The following is a 17,792-nucleotide window of genomic DNA, read 5'->3' on the forward strand; positions in this document are numbered from 1 at the left end:
GGAGGAATTGCAATGGGCGAATTTGCAGAAGAAAATGAATTAATATCCGTGGCGATGCAGATTATTTTGCATGCGGGAGACGCCAGAGTCAAGGTGACAGAGGGCCTGCAGGAAGCAAAACGATTTGACTTTGAGAAAGCGGAAGCTTTGATGGAGGAAGCGGAAAAGGCATTCGTATTGGCGCACAAGGCGCAGACAGAAATCATCCAGAATGAAGCGAGCGGCGAGAGTTATGAGTTTTCTCTTCTGTTTGCTCATGCGCAAGATACGCTGATGACCATTCACTCCGAGCTGCGTATGGCGAAGGAAATGGTCGATATTCTGAAGATTATAGAAGAAAAAACAAAGTGAGACAAAGAGGAGAGAGTATGAACAAAGCATTTCCCGATAATTTTTTGTGGGGTGCCGCTACCAGCGCCTATCAGGTAGAGGGCGCCGCCTATGAAGACGGCAAGAAGGCCAGTCAGCAGGACGTGATCAATAAAGAGAATTATGAAAAGCGCGGATTTGCCACGGCGGATATTGCCAGCGATCAGTATCATCACTACAAAGAAGATGTGGCGCTGATGAAAGAGATGGGATTTACGGCCTACCGCTTTTCCATCGCCTGGTCCCGGGTATTCCCGGACGGTGTCGGCGAGGTCAATGAGGCCGGTATCCAATACTATCGTAATCTGATCGACGAACTGCGGGCAAACGGGATCGAGCCTATCGTGACGCTCTACCATTATGATTTGCCCTGGGCGCTGGTGGAAAAGTATAACGGATGGCTGAGCCGTCAAGTGGTGGATGACTTCGCGTATTATGCCCGCTATATTATCAATGAATTTAAGGATAAGGTCAAATACTGGACCACAATCAACGAACAGAGCATCATTGTACAGTTCTGGACACAGAAGTGCTATATTCCGGAAGAACTGCGGGGAAATAATCAGCTGCGTTACCAGATCAACCATCATATGAATCTGGCCCACGCCATTGCCTGCAAGCTGGTTCACGAGCTGGTACCGGGCGGACTGGTGGGCGCGGCCCTTGGCTACGCGCCGGTGTATCCGCTGACGTCGAAGCCGGAGGATGTGATGGCGGCCCAGAACGCCCATGACCTGCGCAACGCCTATTATCTGGATATCTATTTCAAGGGCATGTATACAAAATCCGCGATGATTTATCTGGAGGAGCATGGACTGGCACCAGTGATTGAAGAAGGCGACATGGAGCTGATTAAAGAAGGCTATTCCGATTTCCTGGCACTGAATTATTATGCCAGCGAATGCGCGAAGGCGTGTCCGATGGAAGAAGGAAAAGAGATTCGTTACAGCGGCGTGAACTGGTCCGGTAAAAAGGGCGATATGAACGGCTTTGAAACCCACCCCGGTTTCTATGAGATGTGTAAAAATCCGAATCTGGATACGACGGACTGGGATTGGGCCATCGATCCGACTGGTCTGGAATATATCTTCCGGGATATTTATACGCGCTACAATAAGCCCCTGATGATTACGGAAAATGGTCTGGGCGCTTATGATACGCTGACTGAGGACGGACATATCCACGATAAATATCGGATTGCGTATCTGCGGGATCATATCAAGGCCATGAAAAGAGCCATGGATTATGGCGTGGAGGTACTGGCGTATTGTCCGTGGTCCGCAGTGGATCTGTTATCCACCAGCAACGGAGTCAAAAAACGCTACGGTTTTATCTATGTGGACCGTACAGACGACGATCCGAAGGAATGCGCCCGTCTGCGCAAGGATTCCTTTTATTGGTATCAGAAAGTGATTCAGTCCAGGGGAACAGAGTTGGATTGAGAAAGCAGGAGGAGAAGTAATGAAAAAAGTACCGACCGGATTTCCGGAGAATTTTATGTGGGGCGGCGCTGTGGCGGCCTGCCAGATAGAGGGCGCGTATGATGTGGATGGCAGAGGGCTGTCCACATCCGATATCCATGCCTTTGACAAGCACCTGGATCGGGCGCACATCAAAAAAGAAGGCGGAGGAACGCTGGCGGCTATTAAGGCAGCGATGGAGGATAAAGAAAGCTATTTTCCGAAACGCCACGGCATTGATTTTTACCATACCTATAAAGAAGATCTGGCACTGATGAAGGAAATGGGCTTCCGCGCGTTCCGCACCAGTATTTCCTGGTCCCGGATCTTCCCGAACGGCGATGAAGAGACACCGAATGAAAAGGGGTTGGAGTTTTACGATCGTCTGATTGACGAGATCAAGAAAGACGGCATGGAGCCGATTATCACCATGTCGCACTACGATATTCCGTTGCATCTGGTGACAGAATATGGCGGTTTTGCGAACCGGAAAATGATTGATTTCTTTGTGCGCTACGCAGAGGTGTTATTAAAAAGGTACAAGGGAAAAGTAAAATACTGGATTGTATGCAATCAGGTAAACCTGGTGCCCACAGTGCAGTTCGGAAGCCTGGGAATCTACGATGATCAGGCGGCGCCGGAAAAGATGGAAGAATTAATGTATCAGGCGGTACATAATCAGTTTATTGCCGGTGCGAAGGTGGTGGCGCTGGCAAAAGAGATTGATCCGGACGCTGTAATGGGAACCATGGTTGCTGATGGCACGGCATATCCGGCGAGCTGCAAGCCTGCCGATGTGGTCATGACAATGAAGAAAAACCGTATGCAGTATTTCTTCACCGATGTGCAGCTGAGAGGCGAGTATCCGGTATTCGCGCTTCGTTATTTCAAGGATCATGATATCTGCATCCGGATGGAAGACGGAGATGAGGAACTGTTAAAAAAGAATACGATGGAGTTCCTGGCTATTTCCTATTACTACAGCGGTATCGTAGACGCAGAGAAAAATACCATGAAGCCCTTTGATACCTGCCAGAACCCGTATCTGGATCCGACGCCATGGGAGTGGAGAGCGGATCCACTGGGCTTCTACAACTGTCTGTCCCAGTATTGGGATCGTTATGAAAAGCCGTTGATGATTGCGGAGAATGGTTTTGGCGCGTTGGATAAGGTAGAAGAGGATGGCAGTATCCACGACGATTACCGCATCGATTATCTGCGTAAGCATATTGCGCAGCTGAAAGAGTGCGTAAAGGATGGAGTGGAAATTCTCGCTTACTTGAGCTGGGGTCCCATCGATCTGGTGTCCAGCTCCAGCGCGGAGATGAGCAAGCGCTATGGCTATATTCACGTAGACCTGGACGATTTGGGGCAGGGAAGTGGTAAGCGCAGGAAAAAGGATTCCTTCTACTGGTATCAGAGAGTTATTGAGACGAATGGCGAAGAGCTATAACATTTGCCAGAACTGAAAAAGAGAGGCAGCAGATCATATCTGTTGTCTCTCTTTTGGAAAGTATCATAGCTTTAAGTCTCATTTTCATTCAGAATATCCAACATTTCTTTTGGAGTCACCACATAAGGCTTAACTGGGAAATGCTTAGTATTGCCGGTTACAAGATAAGCGTCAGCGTTTTTCCTTGCTTCCATAACGACTTCATAAAAAATTGCGTCATCGGGGTCAGGAATGGACTCCTGAGTGGTAGCTGCATCCAAAAAGATGCTCCGTTTAATTAAGCCTGTCAATATGAGTTCGATATTATGTCGATCAAATTTAAATTTAGGACGATGCAGAACTTCTTTGTATTCGTCCAGAATATCTTCATGCAACAAAGGAATCACACGGCCTGCGAGCGCTTCCTGCAGAATCATACCGGGAACGGAGGAAAAATTAAATAAAGCGGAAACAACCACATTTGTGTCAAGGACAGCATAGTATTTCATAGTTACACTCCATTCTGAACAGTTCTTGCTGCCCGGGTGGCTCTGGATGCGGCAATTTCAGCATTGATCTCGTCCAATGTCATATCGGATGTGTCATTTTGCTGTGCAGCTTCACTCAGGCTTTGCATGGCGCGAATTGCCCGCTCGGCGTTGTAGTCCTGTCTGGGCAGCGTCATGGAAAATGGAACGCCGTTCACAGCAACAGAACGTTTTAAAAACATGCGGATGGCAGTGGGAAGGTCGATGCCTAGCTCCTCGTAGACAGCGGTAGCCTGGGTACGCAGTTCATTATCAACACGCACTTGCATTACACTTGTAGCCATAAAAACACTCCTTTCAAATATAAATGTATTGGTTTATAATACAATTATATTTGGATATAGAAAAAAAGTCAAGGACTGGATAGTTACTAATATGCTGAATAAAGAAATTATTTTGTCAGAGTTGAAAAAGAGAGGCAACAGAACATTCATCTGTTGTCTCTCTTTTGTAAGTGAATTAGTAATTTATTTCGCCAGCAGCATCATAATCTCATTACTTCTGCTGATGAACTTGGTCATTTTCTCCGGCGCCAACGGCTGGTGGCTGATCATAGCCAGATCGTAAAGCTGCTCGCAGAACAGATTTACATGTTCGCCGTCTTTGTGCTCCAGAATGTACTGAACTAGCTTGTTGTTGGCGTTCAGGACCAGAGTTTCTCCACCGCCGAACATACCCAGATCCATGCCGTTCATGCTGTACATCTTCATCATATCCTGCATTCTGCGGCTTTCCTCGGAGAGGGTAATCATGGAGGAGATATTTTCGTTCTTCATCTTCTCTACTTTCACGTCCAGCTTGTCATTGCCCAGAGCCTTCCGGAAGATTTCAGTCAGGGAATCGGTGGTCTCCTTCAGCTCTGCCTCGTCGGTGGCTTCCACGAAGTCCTCGGTCAGATCTGCGTCGATCCGCTGGAACTTGATCTTGTCATTCTTCATTTCCAGATGGGAAATGAAGGGAGCGTCGATATTGTGCTTCAGGATGACAGCGTTCTTGCCTTCCTCGCGGAAGAGATTGATATACTGGCTCTGCTGTACCTCGTCGGTTACGTAGAAGATGGTCGTCTTTTCCGGCTCCTTCTCCTCGGTATCCTCCTGCTTGTCGTCCGGGTTTTCCACCACGTCCACATCGGCGGCCTCCTCCTCCGGAACCAGATCCTTCAGAGTCTGATACTTGCCGTCCAGATCCTTGAACAGGATATAATCGCTCATCTTGTCACAGAACTTCTCATCCTTCAGGCAGCCGAATTTGATAAACGGGCTGATGTCGTCCCAGTACTTCTCATAGGTTTCCCGATCGGTCTTGCACATACCGGTCAGCTTGTCTGCTACCTTCTTGGAGATGTAATCGGAAATCTTCTTTACAAAGCCGTCGTTCTGCAGGGCGCTTCGTGATACGTTCAGCGGCAGATCCGGGCAGTCGATGACGCCCTTTAAGAGCATCAGGAATTCCGGAATGACTTCCTTGATATTATCTGCGATAAATACCTGGTTGTTGTACAGCTTGATGGTTCCCTCGATGGAATCATACTCCGTATTGATCTTCGGGAAGTACAGGATACCCTTCAGGTTAAAGGGATAATCCATGTTCAGGTGAATCCAGAACAGAGGCTCCTTGTAATCCTGGAACACCTTGCGGTAAAAGGCCTTGTATTCCTCGTCAGAGCACTCATTGGGGTGTTTGGTCCACAGCGGGTGGATATCGCTTAAGGAAACGGGACGCTTGTTGATTTTGACCCGATCCCGGGCCGGGGATACCTCTTTGGTCTCTTTGGTGCCGTCCTCTTTTTCGATCTCCTCCGTCTTGGCGTCCTCATGGATATGCTCGACCACCACGTCGTCTTCGCGTAACTCGGACTCGTCGATGGTTTCGTATTCCTGTTCCGCATTTGCCTTCTCCAGGAAAATCTCTACAGGCATGAAGGAGCAGTACTTACTGATAACCTCCCGGGCGCGGTATTCATTGGCGAACTCCAGGCAGTCCTCATTGAGGAACAGGGTAATCTCTGTACCGATCTCTGTGCGGGTTCCCTCAGACATATCGTATTCGGTACCGCCATCGCACTCCCAGTGAACGGCTTTCGCGCCATCCTTATAGGAAAGGGTGTCGATGTGAACCTCGTCTGCTACCATGAATGCGGAGTAGAAGCCCAGTCCGAAATGACCGATGATCTGGTCGTCATTGGCCTTATCCTTGTACTTCTCCAGGAAATCAGCCGCTCCGGAAAATGCGATCTGGTTGATGTATTCCTCGACTTCTTCTGCGGTCATACCAAGTCCGGTATCGATGAATTTCAGAGTTTTCTCTTCCGGGTTCACAATCACGCGGACGCTGTCCTTGTGGCCTTCCGGATAGTTGTATTCACCAATCAGGGCAAGCTTATGAAGCTTCGTAATCGCGTCGCAGCCGTTGGAAATCAGCTCGCGGAAGAAGATATCGTGGTCGGAATAGAGCCACTTCTTGATAATCGGGAAAATATTTTCGCTGTTAATGGAAAGACTTCCATGTGTATTTGCCATTTTCGTTCACTCCTTTAAGTAGGTATGTTTCGTAACTGATAAATATTGTAACGCGGCGGAATGGAAAAGTCAATAGAAAATCAGCACTCTAATCAGGCGAGTGCTAACAAAATTTCCGTAAAGTTTATAAAAATTCTATAAACAGGGAAAAGAAGATCTGGTATAATAAAACATATATGAGCGAGGGAGATACAAAGGATGAAAGAGTGGAAGAAAAGCAGATGGCTGATGCCGCTGCTGTTGATTTTAGCGGGCATTCTTCTGGAAATATTCGTATTTAATTTCCGACATTGGGAAGCATATCTGTGGAAGGACGAGCATAGGAATTTTGAGGAGCAGATACTGGGCGAAGGCCTGGAGCAGGTGAATGATAGCCTGTATCGTGTTACAGCGGAGAATGGAGAGGAGACATCCTGTATCGAACTGCTCAATATACAGCAGAAGCTTTACAATATTCAGATTGATATGCGTGTGGAAAATCCGGTTTCACCGGAAGACCGGGCTGTCAGTGTTCAGGTGAAGGCGTCGGACGAGGCCAATGAAAAATATTTTCGTCTGCCGGAACGTAAGATCGTAAATGGTGTGGAAAAAAGCCAGTATATGCGGCTGCATCTGAGCGGAAGCTCCCCGGAAATGCTGATTATCATTCACGCGTCCAAAGGACAGCTCATTCGGATTTCCGACATCAGCGGCAATGTGTCCGTGCCGTTTTTCTACTCTCTGGCGCGGCTGCTGGCTGTATGGGGGCTGCTTATCGCTGGCTGGTATCTGCGCCCGTCTTCGGAGGTTCACCGGAAAAAATATGTGGAATGCGGCTATAAGGGCGTTCTTTTTGCGGCAGTGCTTCTCGGACTGGAATTCGCGGCGGCCTTTGCGGTGCAGCAGGAGAATCTGACGGCGGTGGAGCAGGCGCCCACCATGACCTGGATGACCCAGTACCAGCTGCTGGCCCATTCCCTGGCGAAGGGCGAGACACGGCTTGAAATAGAGCCGGGTGAGACATTAAAATCCCTGGAGAACCCTTACGATTACCGGATGCGGAGCGCGGTGATGGAAAATGCGGATGAGAGCTATATGTGGGATACCGCTTATTACAGGGAACATTATTACGTCTATTTTGGAGTCGTACCGGAGCTTCTGTTTTTCCTGCCCTGTTATCTGCTCACAGGCGCGGATTTTTCGACGCTTACGGCAGTTTGGCTGTCCTGCAGCCTGTTTATGGCCGGTGTATTTGTATTACTTGGAGAAATTGTAAAAAATTGGTATCGCAATACGTCCTATTCGGTCTGGCTGCTTTTGAGCCTTTTGATTGCCAATGGCAGCGGTGTCTGGAGCTTTTACCGATATCCCACCTTCTATGACATCCCATTGATGCTGGGCATGGCCTGCGGCGTCTGGGGACTGGCTTTCTGGATGAAATCGCTGAAAGGGGAACGGGTCAATCGGTTGGAAATGGCGGCAGGTTCTTTTCTGATTGCGCTAATTGCGGGCTGCAGACCCCAGCTGGTGCTGGTGAGCGCGCTGGCGCTGCCGCTGTACGGAACTGCGATTCGACAGGGAAAGGTTCTGAAAGAAAAGAAGGTATTAGATTTATTTGCCTTTGCGTTTCCGGTGCTTCTGGTGGCGGCGGGCCTGATGTATTACAATCAGATTCGCTTCGGCAGCGTCACGGATTTCGGAGCCGCCTACAATCTCACCCTGCAGGATATGACCAGGCGGAAGCTGGAAATGGGCAGGACGGTATTCGGCTATTTTACTATGCTGTTTCAGCCGCCGGTAATTACGGGCGTATTTCCCTATTATGAGCAGGTGGCGGTGAAGAGTCAGTTTTACGGCCAGGCCATCATTGAGAGCGGCTTCGGCGGCATCATGGTCAACAATCTGATTTTGTTCCTCAGTCTGATTCCGTGGAAATGTAAGAAGCTGATTCGGCAGAAGGAAGCTTATCTCTGGGCGTGGATGTTTCTGATTCTGGGGCTTGTGACAGCTTTTATTGATATCCAGATTGGCGGTCTGATTCCCCGTTATACGGTGGATGTAATCTGGCTGTTTTACCTGGCAGTGGTGCCGGTGGTGCTGGGAGCGTTGGAAGAAAGCGTGGGTATGGAGCGATGGAAGCTTCTGTACGGTCTGTTTCTGCTTTTGTTTATTCAGGCTATGCTGTTCCATTTCCTGACCATATTTACAGATATCTATGATAAAGTGAAGGATATGAATCCGGTCTGGTTCTACAGGGTAGAGCATCTGATCGAATTCTGGCTGTAGGCTGAAACTTTTTGTAATGCGGATCCGTCTATATACTATAAAGGTAGGAGTGCTTGTAGGATGAGACAGAATGTGAGAATTGCCTGGTATTTTCTGGTGCTGGCGCTGCTTGTCGGCGTATGGTTTGCGCACGGCAGGGCGGACGAAAAAAAGACAGAACCGGAAGGTGGTTTCCCGGCGGTGGCATGGATAGAAGCGCAGGAAAATGCAGATGTAAATAAAATAGAAGTAAAGCTGGAACAGAAAGAAGCGGCAGAGCAGCAGCTGTCAGATCCGGGAAATCCGGACAAAGGTACGTTAAAGGAGCGCTTTGCGGGCGCGGTTCTGGTGGGTGATTCGGTGGCGACAGGCTTTCTGGATTATGAGATTCTGGACGCCACAGAAATCGTGGCGCTTCGGGGACTGCGGACTGACTCAGCCGGACCGGAGATCGAAAAAGCGCTTTCGCTTGCGCCGAAGGTCTTATTTTTATCCATCGGGTTAAATGATCTGGAATACTGCCGGGGTGACAGCAGGCTTTTTATCCGGCATTATGAGGAGCGGCTCACAGAGATCCGGGCTCAGGCGCCCGATCTGCCCGTTTACATCAATGGAATTTTGCCGGTGCTTCCGGAGGCCGTGGAGAAGAAGCCTGCCCTTCAGAATGTGGATACCTTTAATCAGGCCCTTCGGGATATGTGTAAAAAATGGAACCTGACCTATATTGACAACAGTGAGCTGCTGCAGGATCACGCGGACTGGTATCAGAAGGATGCAGTACACCTGAAAAGTACGCCCTATCCGCTGTGGCTGGAGCGCATGGAGGAGGCGGCTGGCTTATGAGAGACTGGATTTTGCGGATAGCGAAGCTTATCCTTCTGGGGCTTCTGGTGTATGGCGGTGTCCTGGTGGTTAAGGGAACCGCCCGGCATGTGGACTTCGGAAAGCTCCGGGCCGATGTGGAGGCCGTAGCGGATGCATCGGATATGAAGCAGGGCGACGCGCAGCTTCTGAGAAGGCTTTACGGGCTGAACGGTGGGGAACTGGCCCATTGGGTACTCTATATTTCTTCTGACAATATGGCCGTAGAGGAGCTGCTTTTAGCGGAGTGTACCTCGACCGCACAGGCGGAGCAGGTGCTTCAGGCGGCCCGGGATCGAAAAGCCACGCAGATTCGGAATTTCGATGGTTACGGTCCGGAACAGGTGCAGCTGTTGAACCAGAGCGCCCTTCGAAGCGACGATGTGTACGTGCTGTTTGCGGTATCGGATCACGTGTCGGATATCAAAAAGGCATACCGAAAAGACCTGTTTCAGACAGAATAAATGAGATATTAGGAGCATAAAAATGGTTTTCAGCAGTATTGTCTTTCTCTTTGCGTTTCTGCCGCCGGTGCTGGCGGTTTATTATCTGGCTCCGGTGAAGCTTCGGAATCTGGTGCTTCTGGTGGCAAGCCTGATTTTTTATGCCTGGGGCGAGCCGGTCTATATCGGGCTCATGGGCTACAGTATCCTGTGGAATTACGTGATGGGACTGGATATTGCGAGATTTAAGGAAAAGGGAAAATCTGGAAAATGGAGCCTCGCACTTGGCGTGGCGGTGAATTTACTGATTCTCGGGTTCTTTAAATATTACGGATTTTTGGCGGAGAATCTGGAGGCACTGCTTCCGGTAAAGCTGCCGGAGCTGACGCCCCGCCTGCCCATCGGACTGTCCTTTTATACCTTTCAGTCCATTTCCTACCTGGCGGATGTGTACAGGGGGAAAGCGAAGCGGCAGACGAATCTCATTTCCTTTGGTCTCTATATCTCCATGTTCCCACAGCTGGTGGCGGGTCCCATCGTCCAGTACGCGGATGTGGACGCCCAGTTTCAGAAGCGGGAAATGTCCCCGGAGAAGTTTGGAAACGGAGTCCGGTATTTTATAAGCGGCCTTTCGAAGAAGGTGCTTCTGGCCAACAATCTGGGCGTTATATTTCAGGAAATTACGGCCCTTTCCGGCCTGTCGGTACTGTCAGCCTGGCTTGGCGTGCTGGCCTATACTCTTCAGATTTATTTTGATTTCAGCGGCTATTCCGATATGGCCATCGGCCTTGGGAAAATGCTGGGCTTTGAATTCCGGCCCAATTTTAACTATCCCTACTGTGCGAAAAGCATTACGGATTTCTGGCGGCGGTGGCATATGTCCTTAAGCTCCTGGTTCCGGGAGTATGTGTACATCCCGCTGGGCGGTAACCGGGTGAAAGCAGGACGGCATATGTTCAATCTGCTGGTGGTCTGGATGCTGACCGGGCTCTGGCACGGGGCCAGCTGGAATTTTGTGGTCTGGGGCCTGTATTACGGAATTTTGCTGATTTTCGAAAAATATGTATTAAAAGGAAAAATCGAACAATGGCCGGTACTAAGACGGGTGTACACGCTGTTCCTGGTGATGACAGGCTGGGTGTTCTTCTTCAGCCCCAGTCTCACGGCGGCGGGGCAATATCTGACGGCGCTGTTCGGACGGGGCGCAGCCGGCCTGGCGGATGCGGCGGGGCTTTATTACCTGACCACAGGACTTGTTCTGTTTATCCTGGCGGCATTATTTTCCACGCCGCTGCCATTTGGAATCTGGCGGAAGCTGCAGGAAAATGACTGGTGGGACGGTCTGATTTTAGTCGGATATCTGGCGCTGTTTTTGTTGGCAGTGGCATATCTGATTCGGGATACGTATAATCCGTTTTTGTATTTCCGATTCTGAAAACGGGAAAATAGATGGACAGAGGCTTACGATGAGAGACAGAAAAAATTTGAATAAAATATTGGGACTTGGCTTCGTGCTGGTGCTGGCCGGTTTTACTGCAGCCAATTTCCTTCATAAGGATATGAAATTCTCCGACACGGAAAACCGGATGCTGCAGCAAAAGCCTGCCTTCGGCCTGGCGGAGCTGGTGGACGGTCGCTTTATGAGCAGCTTTGAAAAATACCAGACCGATCAGTTCGCCTTCCGGGATCAGTGGATTCGCCTGCAGACGGCGGCGGATCAGCTGCTTGGCAAAAATAAATCCGGGGATGTATATCTGGGAGAAAATCAGCTTTTTGAGGAACCGTCGGAAATCGGAAACGAGGTGTGGAAAAATCTGGACGCCATCAATCACTTTTGCAGCCAGTATCCGGACGTGCATTCCTATCTGATGCTAGCTCCGGACGCGGCGTCTGTACAGAAGGAGCGGCTGCCGGGATACGTGCCGGTGGCAGAACAGGAGCAGCAGCTTCAAACGCTTCAGAGGTATCAGGAGGAACAGAACAGTTCGGTGACGGAAATCCCCCTGTATGAGACGTTGCGGGCGCATAAGGACGAATACCTCTATTACCGGAGCGACCACCACTGGACCACGCTGGGGGCCTGGTACGCCTATGAAAAGGCGGCGGAGGTGATGAACATTCCGGGAGTGGCGGAAAAGGCGGAGAACATCGGGGAAAAACTGTATCCGGTGACCGCGCAGTTTCAGGGAACCTTGTCCGCAAGGAGTGGTTATCAGGTTTCGGACGATACCATCGAGGTCTACTGGCCGGAGCCGGAGACTGAATTGGTGGTCACCTACGTGCAGGAGCAGACAAAATCAGCTTCCCTGTATGCGTCAGAGAAGCTGAGTACCAAAGACAAATATGGCATGTTTTTAAACGGCAACCATCCGTTGACCGAGATCCGAACCATGGCCTCCACGGGCCGGAAGCTGCTTCTTGTGAAGGATTCCTACGCCAACTGCTTCGTGCCTTATCTGACCGACGGCTTCGAAGAGATTGTGCTGGTGGATCCCAGGTATTATTACGACAATCTGGAAAAGCTGATGGGGCAGTATGGGTTCACGGATGTGCTGTTTCTCTATAATTTAAATACGTTTTTGGAAGACGACGTGTTACAGTATGTATTGGAATAATAGCCGACAAAATAAGTCGTTTCCCTGGATATAACTACTTATAAGAGTTGAAACGCCAGCTCCTGCTTTAAAAAGAACTTCTGCACCATCTGATCCCAGGCGTGCTCCAGAGACTTATCCATGGTAAATAAGTTCAGCGAGACGGCGGTGGTGCAGATGACTTTACCGTCCTCATAACGGATATTTAAAGCCAGGCCGTTCACATCCCCTGTGGAAAATGGGGAGGCGGTCTGGTTTAACAATTTCTCCGTATTTTCCGGCGAGAGCTGAAAGGTAAAGCGAAAGCCCAGGGGCGTGCGTTTTCCTTTAATAAGCTCCAGGCAGAAAGGCCGGAGTTCCAGCCAGCGCGCGAAGCGGCGGCTTTCAAGGCCCAGGGCTTCCTGTTCTTCTTTTGTATAATAATCCGGATGCAGATGACCGTCGAAGTGGAAGGTACTGTAGGTGATGACACTGCCCTCCACCACATGGAACGCATCGAAGGTCTGAGAAAGTAAAAGCTTATTCATGAACGCTTTTATGTCTTCCATCTGAAAAGAAATCATAGAAACCTCCTGTGAAAATAGAATAAAGTCTGTTTTTAGTATACACAGAACGAACCGTAAATTCAATGAAAACAGAGCCTGGATTTGAAAATATCGTTTTATACTCGTTTTATAGGTAGTAAAGCTTTCTGATAAATAGTTCACAGAAAGTAAAAATTCATGTATACTGTGAGATAGAAAAACACGACAAAGGAGGAACATCCCTATGAATAAAATTGATCACGCCGAAAAACTCCTGCAGCTCACCGAGGAGGGGACTTCGCCCTTCCATGTGACCGCCAGTGTGGAGCGGCAGCTTCAGGAGGCAGGTTTTAAAAAAGTGCAGTTGGGAAAAAACTGGAAACTGGAAAAGGGAGGCCGTTACTATCTGGTTCACCATGGAACCAGTCTGGTGGCGTTTGCCATCGGGAAATGCTACCGAACCGGTGACGCCTTCCGCATGGCGGCGGCTCATACAGACTTCCCGGGACTGCGGATCAAGCCCTCGCCGGAGGTGAAGAAGGCGGGCTACCGCCAGCTCAATGTGGAGATTTACGGAGGCGCCATTTTAAATACCTGGCTGGATCGTCCCCTGTCTGCTTCTGGACGGGTGGCGCTGCGAAGCGACGACGTCTTCCATCCCCAGATGCGCTTAGTGGACTTTAAAAAGCCTTTCCTGACTATCCCAAATCTGGCTATCCATATGAACCGGGAGGTCAATAAGGGCGTGGAGCTGAACCGCCAGAAGGATATGCTTCCGGTCTTCGGCCTGGAGGATTCCGAGGAGTTCCTGACCCGTCTGGCAGAGCAGCTTCAGGTGAAGGAGGAAGACATCCTGGAGTATGAGCTGGGACTGTATAACACGGATACCGGCGATTATCTGGGCCTTTCCGAGGAATTTATTTCCTCACCCCGTCTGGACAATCTGACCAGCGTGCAGGCCATTACCACGGCGCTTCTGGAAGGCGGAAGGGATCGGGGGATCAATGTGGCAGCATATTTTGACCATGAGGAAATCGGCAGCCGTACCAAGCAGGGCGCAGGTTCCACCTTCCTGTCGGCGGTGCTGGAGCGGATTCTGCTGGCTCTGGACGGAGGCCGAGACCAGTTTCTGGAGGCCTACGGGGACAGCATGCTGCTCTCCGTGGACGTGGCCCACGGAATCCATCCCAATCATACGGACAAGCATGATCCCACCAATCAGAACGTGCTGGGAAAGGGCGTCTGCATCAAGGAGGCCTGTAGTCAGTCCTACGCCACCGACAGTGAGGCCGTGGCCATCGTCCAGCAGATCTGCGAGAGTGAGGAGATTCCCTATCAGAAATTCGTGAACCGCTCCGACAGTGCAGGCGGAAGTACCCTGGGGTCCATCGCGTCCTCCATTTTACCCATTCGTACGGTAGATATCGGCGTTCCGCTTCTGGCCATGCATTCCAGCCGGGAGCTGATGGGAACCTCCGACCAGGAAAGCCTGGTGCGGCTGGTGCAGGCATTTTACAGTTTATCATAAAAGGTATTGAAAAGCTCATAGCGTTGTGCTAATATGTAATGTAGTATTTAAAACTACATAAAATAATTTGAAGAACATGAGATTTTGTATGGAAACCGTGAAGATGTTGAGCGGTTGAAAATAGAGACAGTGGAGGAATGGGAACGTTATGAGTTATAAGATTGTCATGGACAGCTGCGGGGAACTGCCGGAAAGCTATAAGAAGGACGGGCATTTTGAACGTGTGCCGCTGACCCTGGATATTGATGGACATCTGGTAGTGGACGATGAGACCTTTGATCAGGCAGACTTTCTGAAAAGAGTGGCTGCCAGCCCCAATTGTCCCAAGTCCTCCTGTCCGTCTCCGCACCGGTACCTGGAAGCCTATACCTGCGACGCGGATCACGTATACGCGGTGACGCTTTCCGCAGAGCTGAGCGGCTCCTATAACAGCGCAGAGCTGGGTAAGAAGCTGTACGAGGAGGAATACGGGGAAAAGAAAATCCATATCTTTAATTCCCGCTCTGCCTCCATCGGAGAGACGTTGATTGCCCTGAAGATTGAAGCCTGTGAAAAGGCCGGCATGAGCTTTGAGGATGTGATTGCTGCCGTGGACGCGTACATTGCGGAACAGCATACGTATTTTGTACTGGAATCTCTGGAAGCGCTCCGGAAGAACGGCCGCCTGAGTAATCTGAAGGCCTTTGTGGCAAATGCCCTGAATATCAAGCCGGTCATGGGAGCTACCCCCCAGGGAACCATCTGCCAGAAGGATCAGGCCAGGGGCGTGAACCGGGCGCTGAAGCGTATGGCCGATTACGTGGCAGAGGAGATAAAGAATCCGGCAGAGAAGATTGTGGCGATTTCCCACTGCAATTGTCCCGAGCGGGCGCAGTTTGTGAAAGAGGAGATCGCAAAACGGATTTCTGTGAAGGATTTCCTGATTCTGGATACAGCCGGAGTCAGCAGCCTCTATGCCAGCGACGGCGGCATTATTGTGGTGGCGTAAGGAAAAAGAATAAATTTTTTCATGGCTTTTTCACAAAGTTATGCTATAATAAGAAAAAGTAGGACAAAGTCCGGCTGGATTTTGTGAAAAAGTGAGAGAGGAAATCGAGATTATGAGTCAGGAAAAAGTAGATCGTTATAAAGAGCAGAAAGCCAACCGCAAGCAGATTATGGCAAGAGAAAAGCACGAGAAGTTCCTCGTGAAGCTTTGCGCAGGCCTGGTAGCGCTGGCGCTGGTTTGCTGGCTTGGCTATTCCATCTACGATAGTGCTAACAAACCGGATACCTCAGATGTAGCGATCACCACTACGGCGATTGATGAGTATGTGAACACATTGCAGCAGTAGGGACAGAATATTTGTATATGGAAGATGAAGAAAACCGCATGCCATTCCGACATGCGGTTTTTGCGTAAAAAAAGATTCGCACACTTTTGCGCGAATCTTTTGGGTAAAATTATTTGGCTTTTTTAGCTTCTTTATTCTCTTTCTTCTCGCTTTTCTCGTTCTTTTCCGGAGCTGCAATATTATACTTCTCCGCATAAGCATTGAAACACTCCTGATAAGCCTCATCCCGCATATGACGGACGCTCTTGACGTACTCGTGGGTATCGAACTCAGAGCTGTTGGTCTCAATCATGGCGACGGCCACGTTGGAGCAGTGCGCTGCGATACGCTCCAGGTTGGTCAGCAGATCGTTGAACGCGAAGCCCTGCTGGAATTCACATTTGCCCTCTCGAAGACGGGTAATGTGACGGTTCTTCAGCTCGTTACAGAGCATACCGATGAGCTCGCGCAGAGGCTCTACCTTTTTCGCCATCTCCAGAGAGTCGGTACAGAAGGCGTCTACCGTTAGGTCTGTGATTTCCCGGATAGAAGCGCTCAATACGCTGATTTCATACTGGGCAGATTCGGAGAAGCTGATCTTCTTCTCTGCCAGCTCCAGGGCCACCTTGGAAATATTGACGGCGTGGTCGCCCAGACGCTCAAAGTCGCTTAAGGTGTGCAGAAATTCGGATACCTGCTGGGTCTGGGTGCTGTTCATGGGCTGACCGGTCAGCTGCATCAGGTAGGTTCCCAGCTTGTCCTCGTATTTATCAATGAGGTTTTCCTTTTCCTGAATCTTGTTGTATTTCTCCTGGGAGAAATCCTTCAGAAGGGCGAAGGAACGGCTCAGATTCTTCCGGGCCTTTTTGGCCATGCCGTTCATAGCGGTATGGCTCTGGGTGATAGCCAGGGCCGGGTAAGCCAGGAAACGCTCCTCCAGCAGATCGAAGTCTGCCTGATCCTCCAGCTCCTCCGGGTCATCCTTCACAAGCCAGAAGACGAATTTCTCGATGAGTCCGATAAAGGGCACCAATACCAGAATGGTCGCCATACGGAACACGGAGTTCATAAGCGCGATGGTCACAGGCCGCATAGTCATATCCATGAACGGAAAATGCACGAAAGTATTGACCGTGTAGAATACAATGGACCAGAAAATCATACCGAACAGGTCGTTCAGCAGATAGATCAGGGCAGTACGCTTACCGTTCTTATTGGTTCCGATGGAAGAGAGAAGCACCGGACATGCCGCGCCGACGCCGATACCCATGGTAATCGGAAGAGCCGCCGCAAAGCTGATGCTGCCGGTCATGGACAGGGCCTGCAGGATACCGACGGAAGCGGACGCGCTCTGCAGCACGGCGGTGAAAGCGATACCCACCAGAATACCCATGAACGGGTTCTCAAAGGTGGTCAGCAGATTGACGAAGTAGGAACTCTCCTTTAAGGGAGAGACAGCGCCACTCATGGTCTGCATGCCTACCATCAGAATAGAGAAGCCCAGCATGATGTCGCCCACATTTTTATAAGTGGTCTTCTTCACGAACATCTTGAAAATGATACCGATGATAGCCACTACCGCGGAAATGGTAGCGGTGGACAGAAGCTGGGCGATGCCGCTGGAGCCGTCGATGTAAGACAGACAGAGGATCCAGCCGGTCACACTGGTACCGATGTTGGCTCCCATGATGATACCGATGGCCTGAGCCACCTTCATCATACCGGAGTTTACAAATCCGACCACCATGACGGTGGTAGCGGAGGAGGACTGGATGATGGCGGTCACGGCAGTTCCCAGAAGAATACCCTTTAAGGGCGTGCTGGTGAGCTTGTAGAGCACCAGCTCCAGCTTATTTCCTGCCACCCGTTTCAGTCCATCTCCCATCATGGACATACCGAAAAGGAATAGAGCGACTCCGCTTAACAGTGTCAGGATAATTGATATTCCATTCATTGT

At 50.0% G+C, this 17,792-nt stretch carries 16 protein-coding genes; 11 read left to right on the forward strand and 5 right to left on the reverse strand.

Annotated elements, in window-relative coordinates:
• The first annotated feature begins 12 nt into the window (after nt 1-12).
• From WMO29_RS15860 to WMO29_RS15870, 3 genes are read left to right on the forward strand one after another with little or no spacing between them, the layout of a single operon-like run.
• On the forward strand, nt 13-351 hold the full coding sequence (locus WMO29_RS15860) for a PTS sugar transporter subunit IIA (protein ID WP_349165454.1): 339 nt from the start codon (nt 13-15) through the stop codon (nt 349-351).
• A gap of 17 nt (nt 352-368) precedes the next feature.
• Nucleotides 369-1,811, forward strand: a complete 1,443-nt coding sequence (locus WMO29_RS15865) for a family 1 glycosylhydrolase (protein ID WP_178039529.1) — start codon at nt 369-371, stop codon at nt 1,809-1,811.
• Between the two features lie 19 nt (nt 1,812-1,830).
• Entirely contained in the window at nt 1,831-3,282 is a 1,452-nt protein-coding gene (locus WMO29_RS15870; protein ID WP_349165455.1) for a glycoside hydrolase family 1 protein, read from the forward strand.
• Nucleotides 3,283-3,353: 71 nt separating this feature from the next.
• Here the strand turns inward: WMO29_RS15870 and WMO29_RS15875 are convergent, their stop codons facing one another.
• From WMO29_RS15875 to htpG, 3 genes are all read right to left on the reverse strand, one after another.
• Nucleotides 3,354-3,770, reverse strand: a complete 417-nt coding sequence (locus tag WMO29_RS15875) for a putative toxin-antitoxin system toxin component, PIN family (protein WP_178039531.1) — start codon at nt 3,768-3,770, stop codon at nt 3,354-3,356.
• Nucleotides 3,771-3,772: 2 nt separating this feature from the next.
• Nucleotides 3,773-4,093, reverse strand: a complete 321-nt coding sequence (locus tag WMO29_RS15880; protein ID WP_178039532.1) for a type II toxin-antitoxin system RelB/DinJ family antitoxin — start codon at nt 4,091-4,093, stop codon at nt 3,773-3,775.
• A gap of 183 nt (nt 4,094-4,276) precedes the next feature.
• A complete protein-coding gene (gene htpG / locus WMO29_RS15885; RefSeq protein ID WP_178039533.1) occupies nt 4,277-6,328 on the reverse strand; it encodes a molecular chaperone HtpG in 2,052 nt (683 codons plus the stop codon).
• A 198-nt stretch (nt 6,329-6,526) separates the two neighbouring features.
• Between htpG and WMO29_RS15890 the strand changes: the two genes are divergently transcribed.
• The 5 genes from WMO29_RS15890 to WMO29_RS15910 are packed head-to-tail and all read left to right on the forward strand — an operon-like array spanning nt 6,527 to nt 12,491.
• Nucleotides 6,527-8,593 carry a hypothetical protein gene (locus tag WMO29_RS15890; protein ID WP_349165457.1) on the forward strand — a complete coding sequence of 689 codons (2,067 nt, stop codon included), beginning with the start codon at nt 6,527-6,529 and terminating at the stop codon, nt 8,591-8,593.
• A gap of 60 nt (nt 8,594-8,653) precedes the next feature.
• Nucleotides 8,654-9,415 (forward strand): GDSL-type esterase/lipase family protein, encoded by a 762-nt coding sequence (locus WMO29_RS15895; protein ID WP_349165458.1) that lies wholly within the window; start codon nt 8,654-8,656, stop codon nt 9,413-9,415.
• Nucleotides 9,412-9,897, forward strand: coding sequence for a DUF4358 domain-containing protein (locus tag WMO29_RS15900; protein ID WP_349165460.1), 486 nt, complete (start codon nt 9,412-9,414; stop codon nt 9,895-9,897). Before WMO29_RS15895 ends, WMO29_RS15900 begins: the two co-directional genes overlap by 4 nt.
• Before the next feature lie 22 nt (nt 9,898-9,919).
• A complete protein-coding gene (locus WMO29_RS15905; protein ID WP_349165461.1) occupies nt 9,920-11,311 on the forward strand; it encodes an MBOAT family O-acyltransferase in 1,392 nt (463 codons plus the stop codon).
• A 31-nt stretch (nt 11,312-11,342) separates the two neighbouring features.
• On the forward strand, nt 11,343-12,491 hold the full coding sequence (locus WMO29_RS15910) for a DHHW family protein (protein ID WP_349165462.1): 1,149 nt from the start codon (nt 11,343-11,345) through the stop codon (nt 12,489-12,491).
• Nucleotides 12,492-12,529: 38 nt separating this feature from the next.
• Here WMO29_RS15910 and WMO29_RS15915 read toward each other — a convergent pair whose 3' ends face one another.
• Nucleotides 12,530-13,033: a DUF5721 family protein gene (locus WMO29_RS15915; RefSeq protein ID WP_349165463.1), complete on the reverse strand. Its 504-nt coding sequence runs from the start codon at nt 13,031-13,033 to the stop codon at nt 12,530-12,532.
• Nucleotides 13,034-13,238: 205 nt separating this feature from the next.
• Between WMO29_RS15915 and WMO29_RS15920 the strand changes: the two genes are divergently transcribed.
• The 3 genes from WMO29_RS15920 to WMO29_RS15930 all read left to right on the forward strand — a co-directional run bounded on the left by WMO29_RS15920 (nt 13,239) and on the right by WMO29_RS15930 (nt 15,856).
• Nucleotides 13,239-14,522 (forward strand): M18 family aminopeptidase, encoded by a 1,284-nt coding sequence (locus WMO29_RS15920; protein WP_349165464.1) that lies wholly within the window; start codon nt 13,239-13,241, stop codon nt 14,520-14,522.
• Nucleotides 14,523-14,670: 148 nt separating this feature from the next.
• Nucleotides 14,671-15,510, forward strand: a complete 840-nt coding sequence (locus tag WMO29_RS15925; protein ID WP_178039540.1) for a DegV family protein — start codon at nt 14,671-14,673, stop codon at nt 15,508-15,510.
• A 112-nt stretch (nt 15,511-15,622) separates the two neighbouring features.
• Nucleotides 15,623-15,856 (forward strand): hypothetical protein, encoded by a 234-nt coding sequence (locus WMO29_RS15930; protein ID WP_178039541.1) that lies wholly within the window; start codon nt 15,623-15,625, stop codon nt 15,854-15,856.
• 109 nt (nt 15,857-15,965) lie between these two features.
• Here WMO29_RS15930 and WMO29_RS15935 read toward each other — a convergent pair whose 3' ends face one another.
• Nucleotides 15,966-17,789, reverse strand: a complete 1,824-nt coding sequence (locus WMO29_RS15935) for a Na/Pi cotransporter family protein (protein WP_178039542.1) — start codon at nt 17,787-17,789, stop codon at nt 15,966-15,968.
• Nucleotides 17,790-17,792 lie beyond the last annotated feature (3 nt).

This window comes from Laedolimicola intestinihominis (assembly GCF_040096155.1).
Lineage (GTDB): Bacteria > Bacillota > Clostridia > Lachnospirales > Lachnospiraceae > Laedolimicola > Laedolimicola intestinihominis.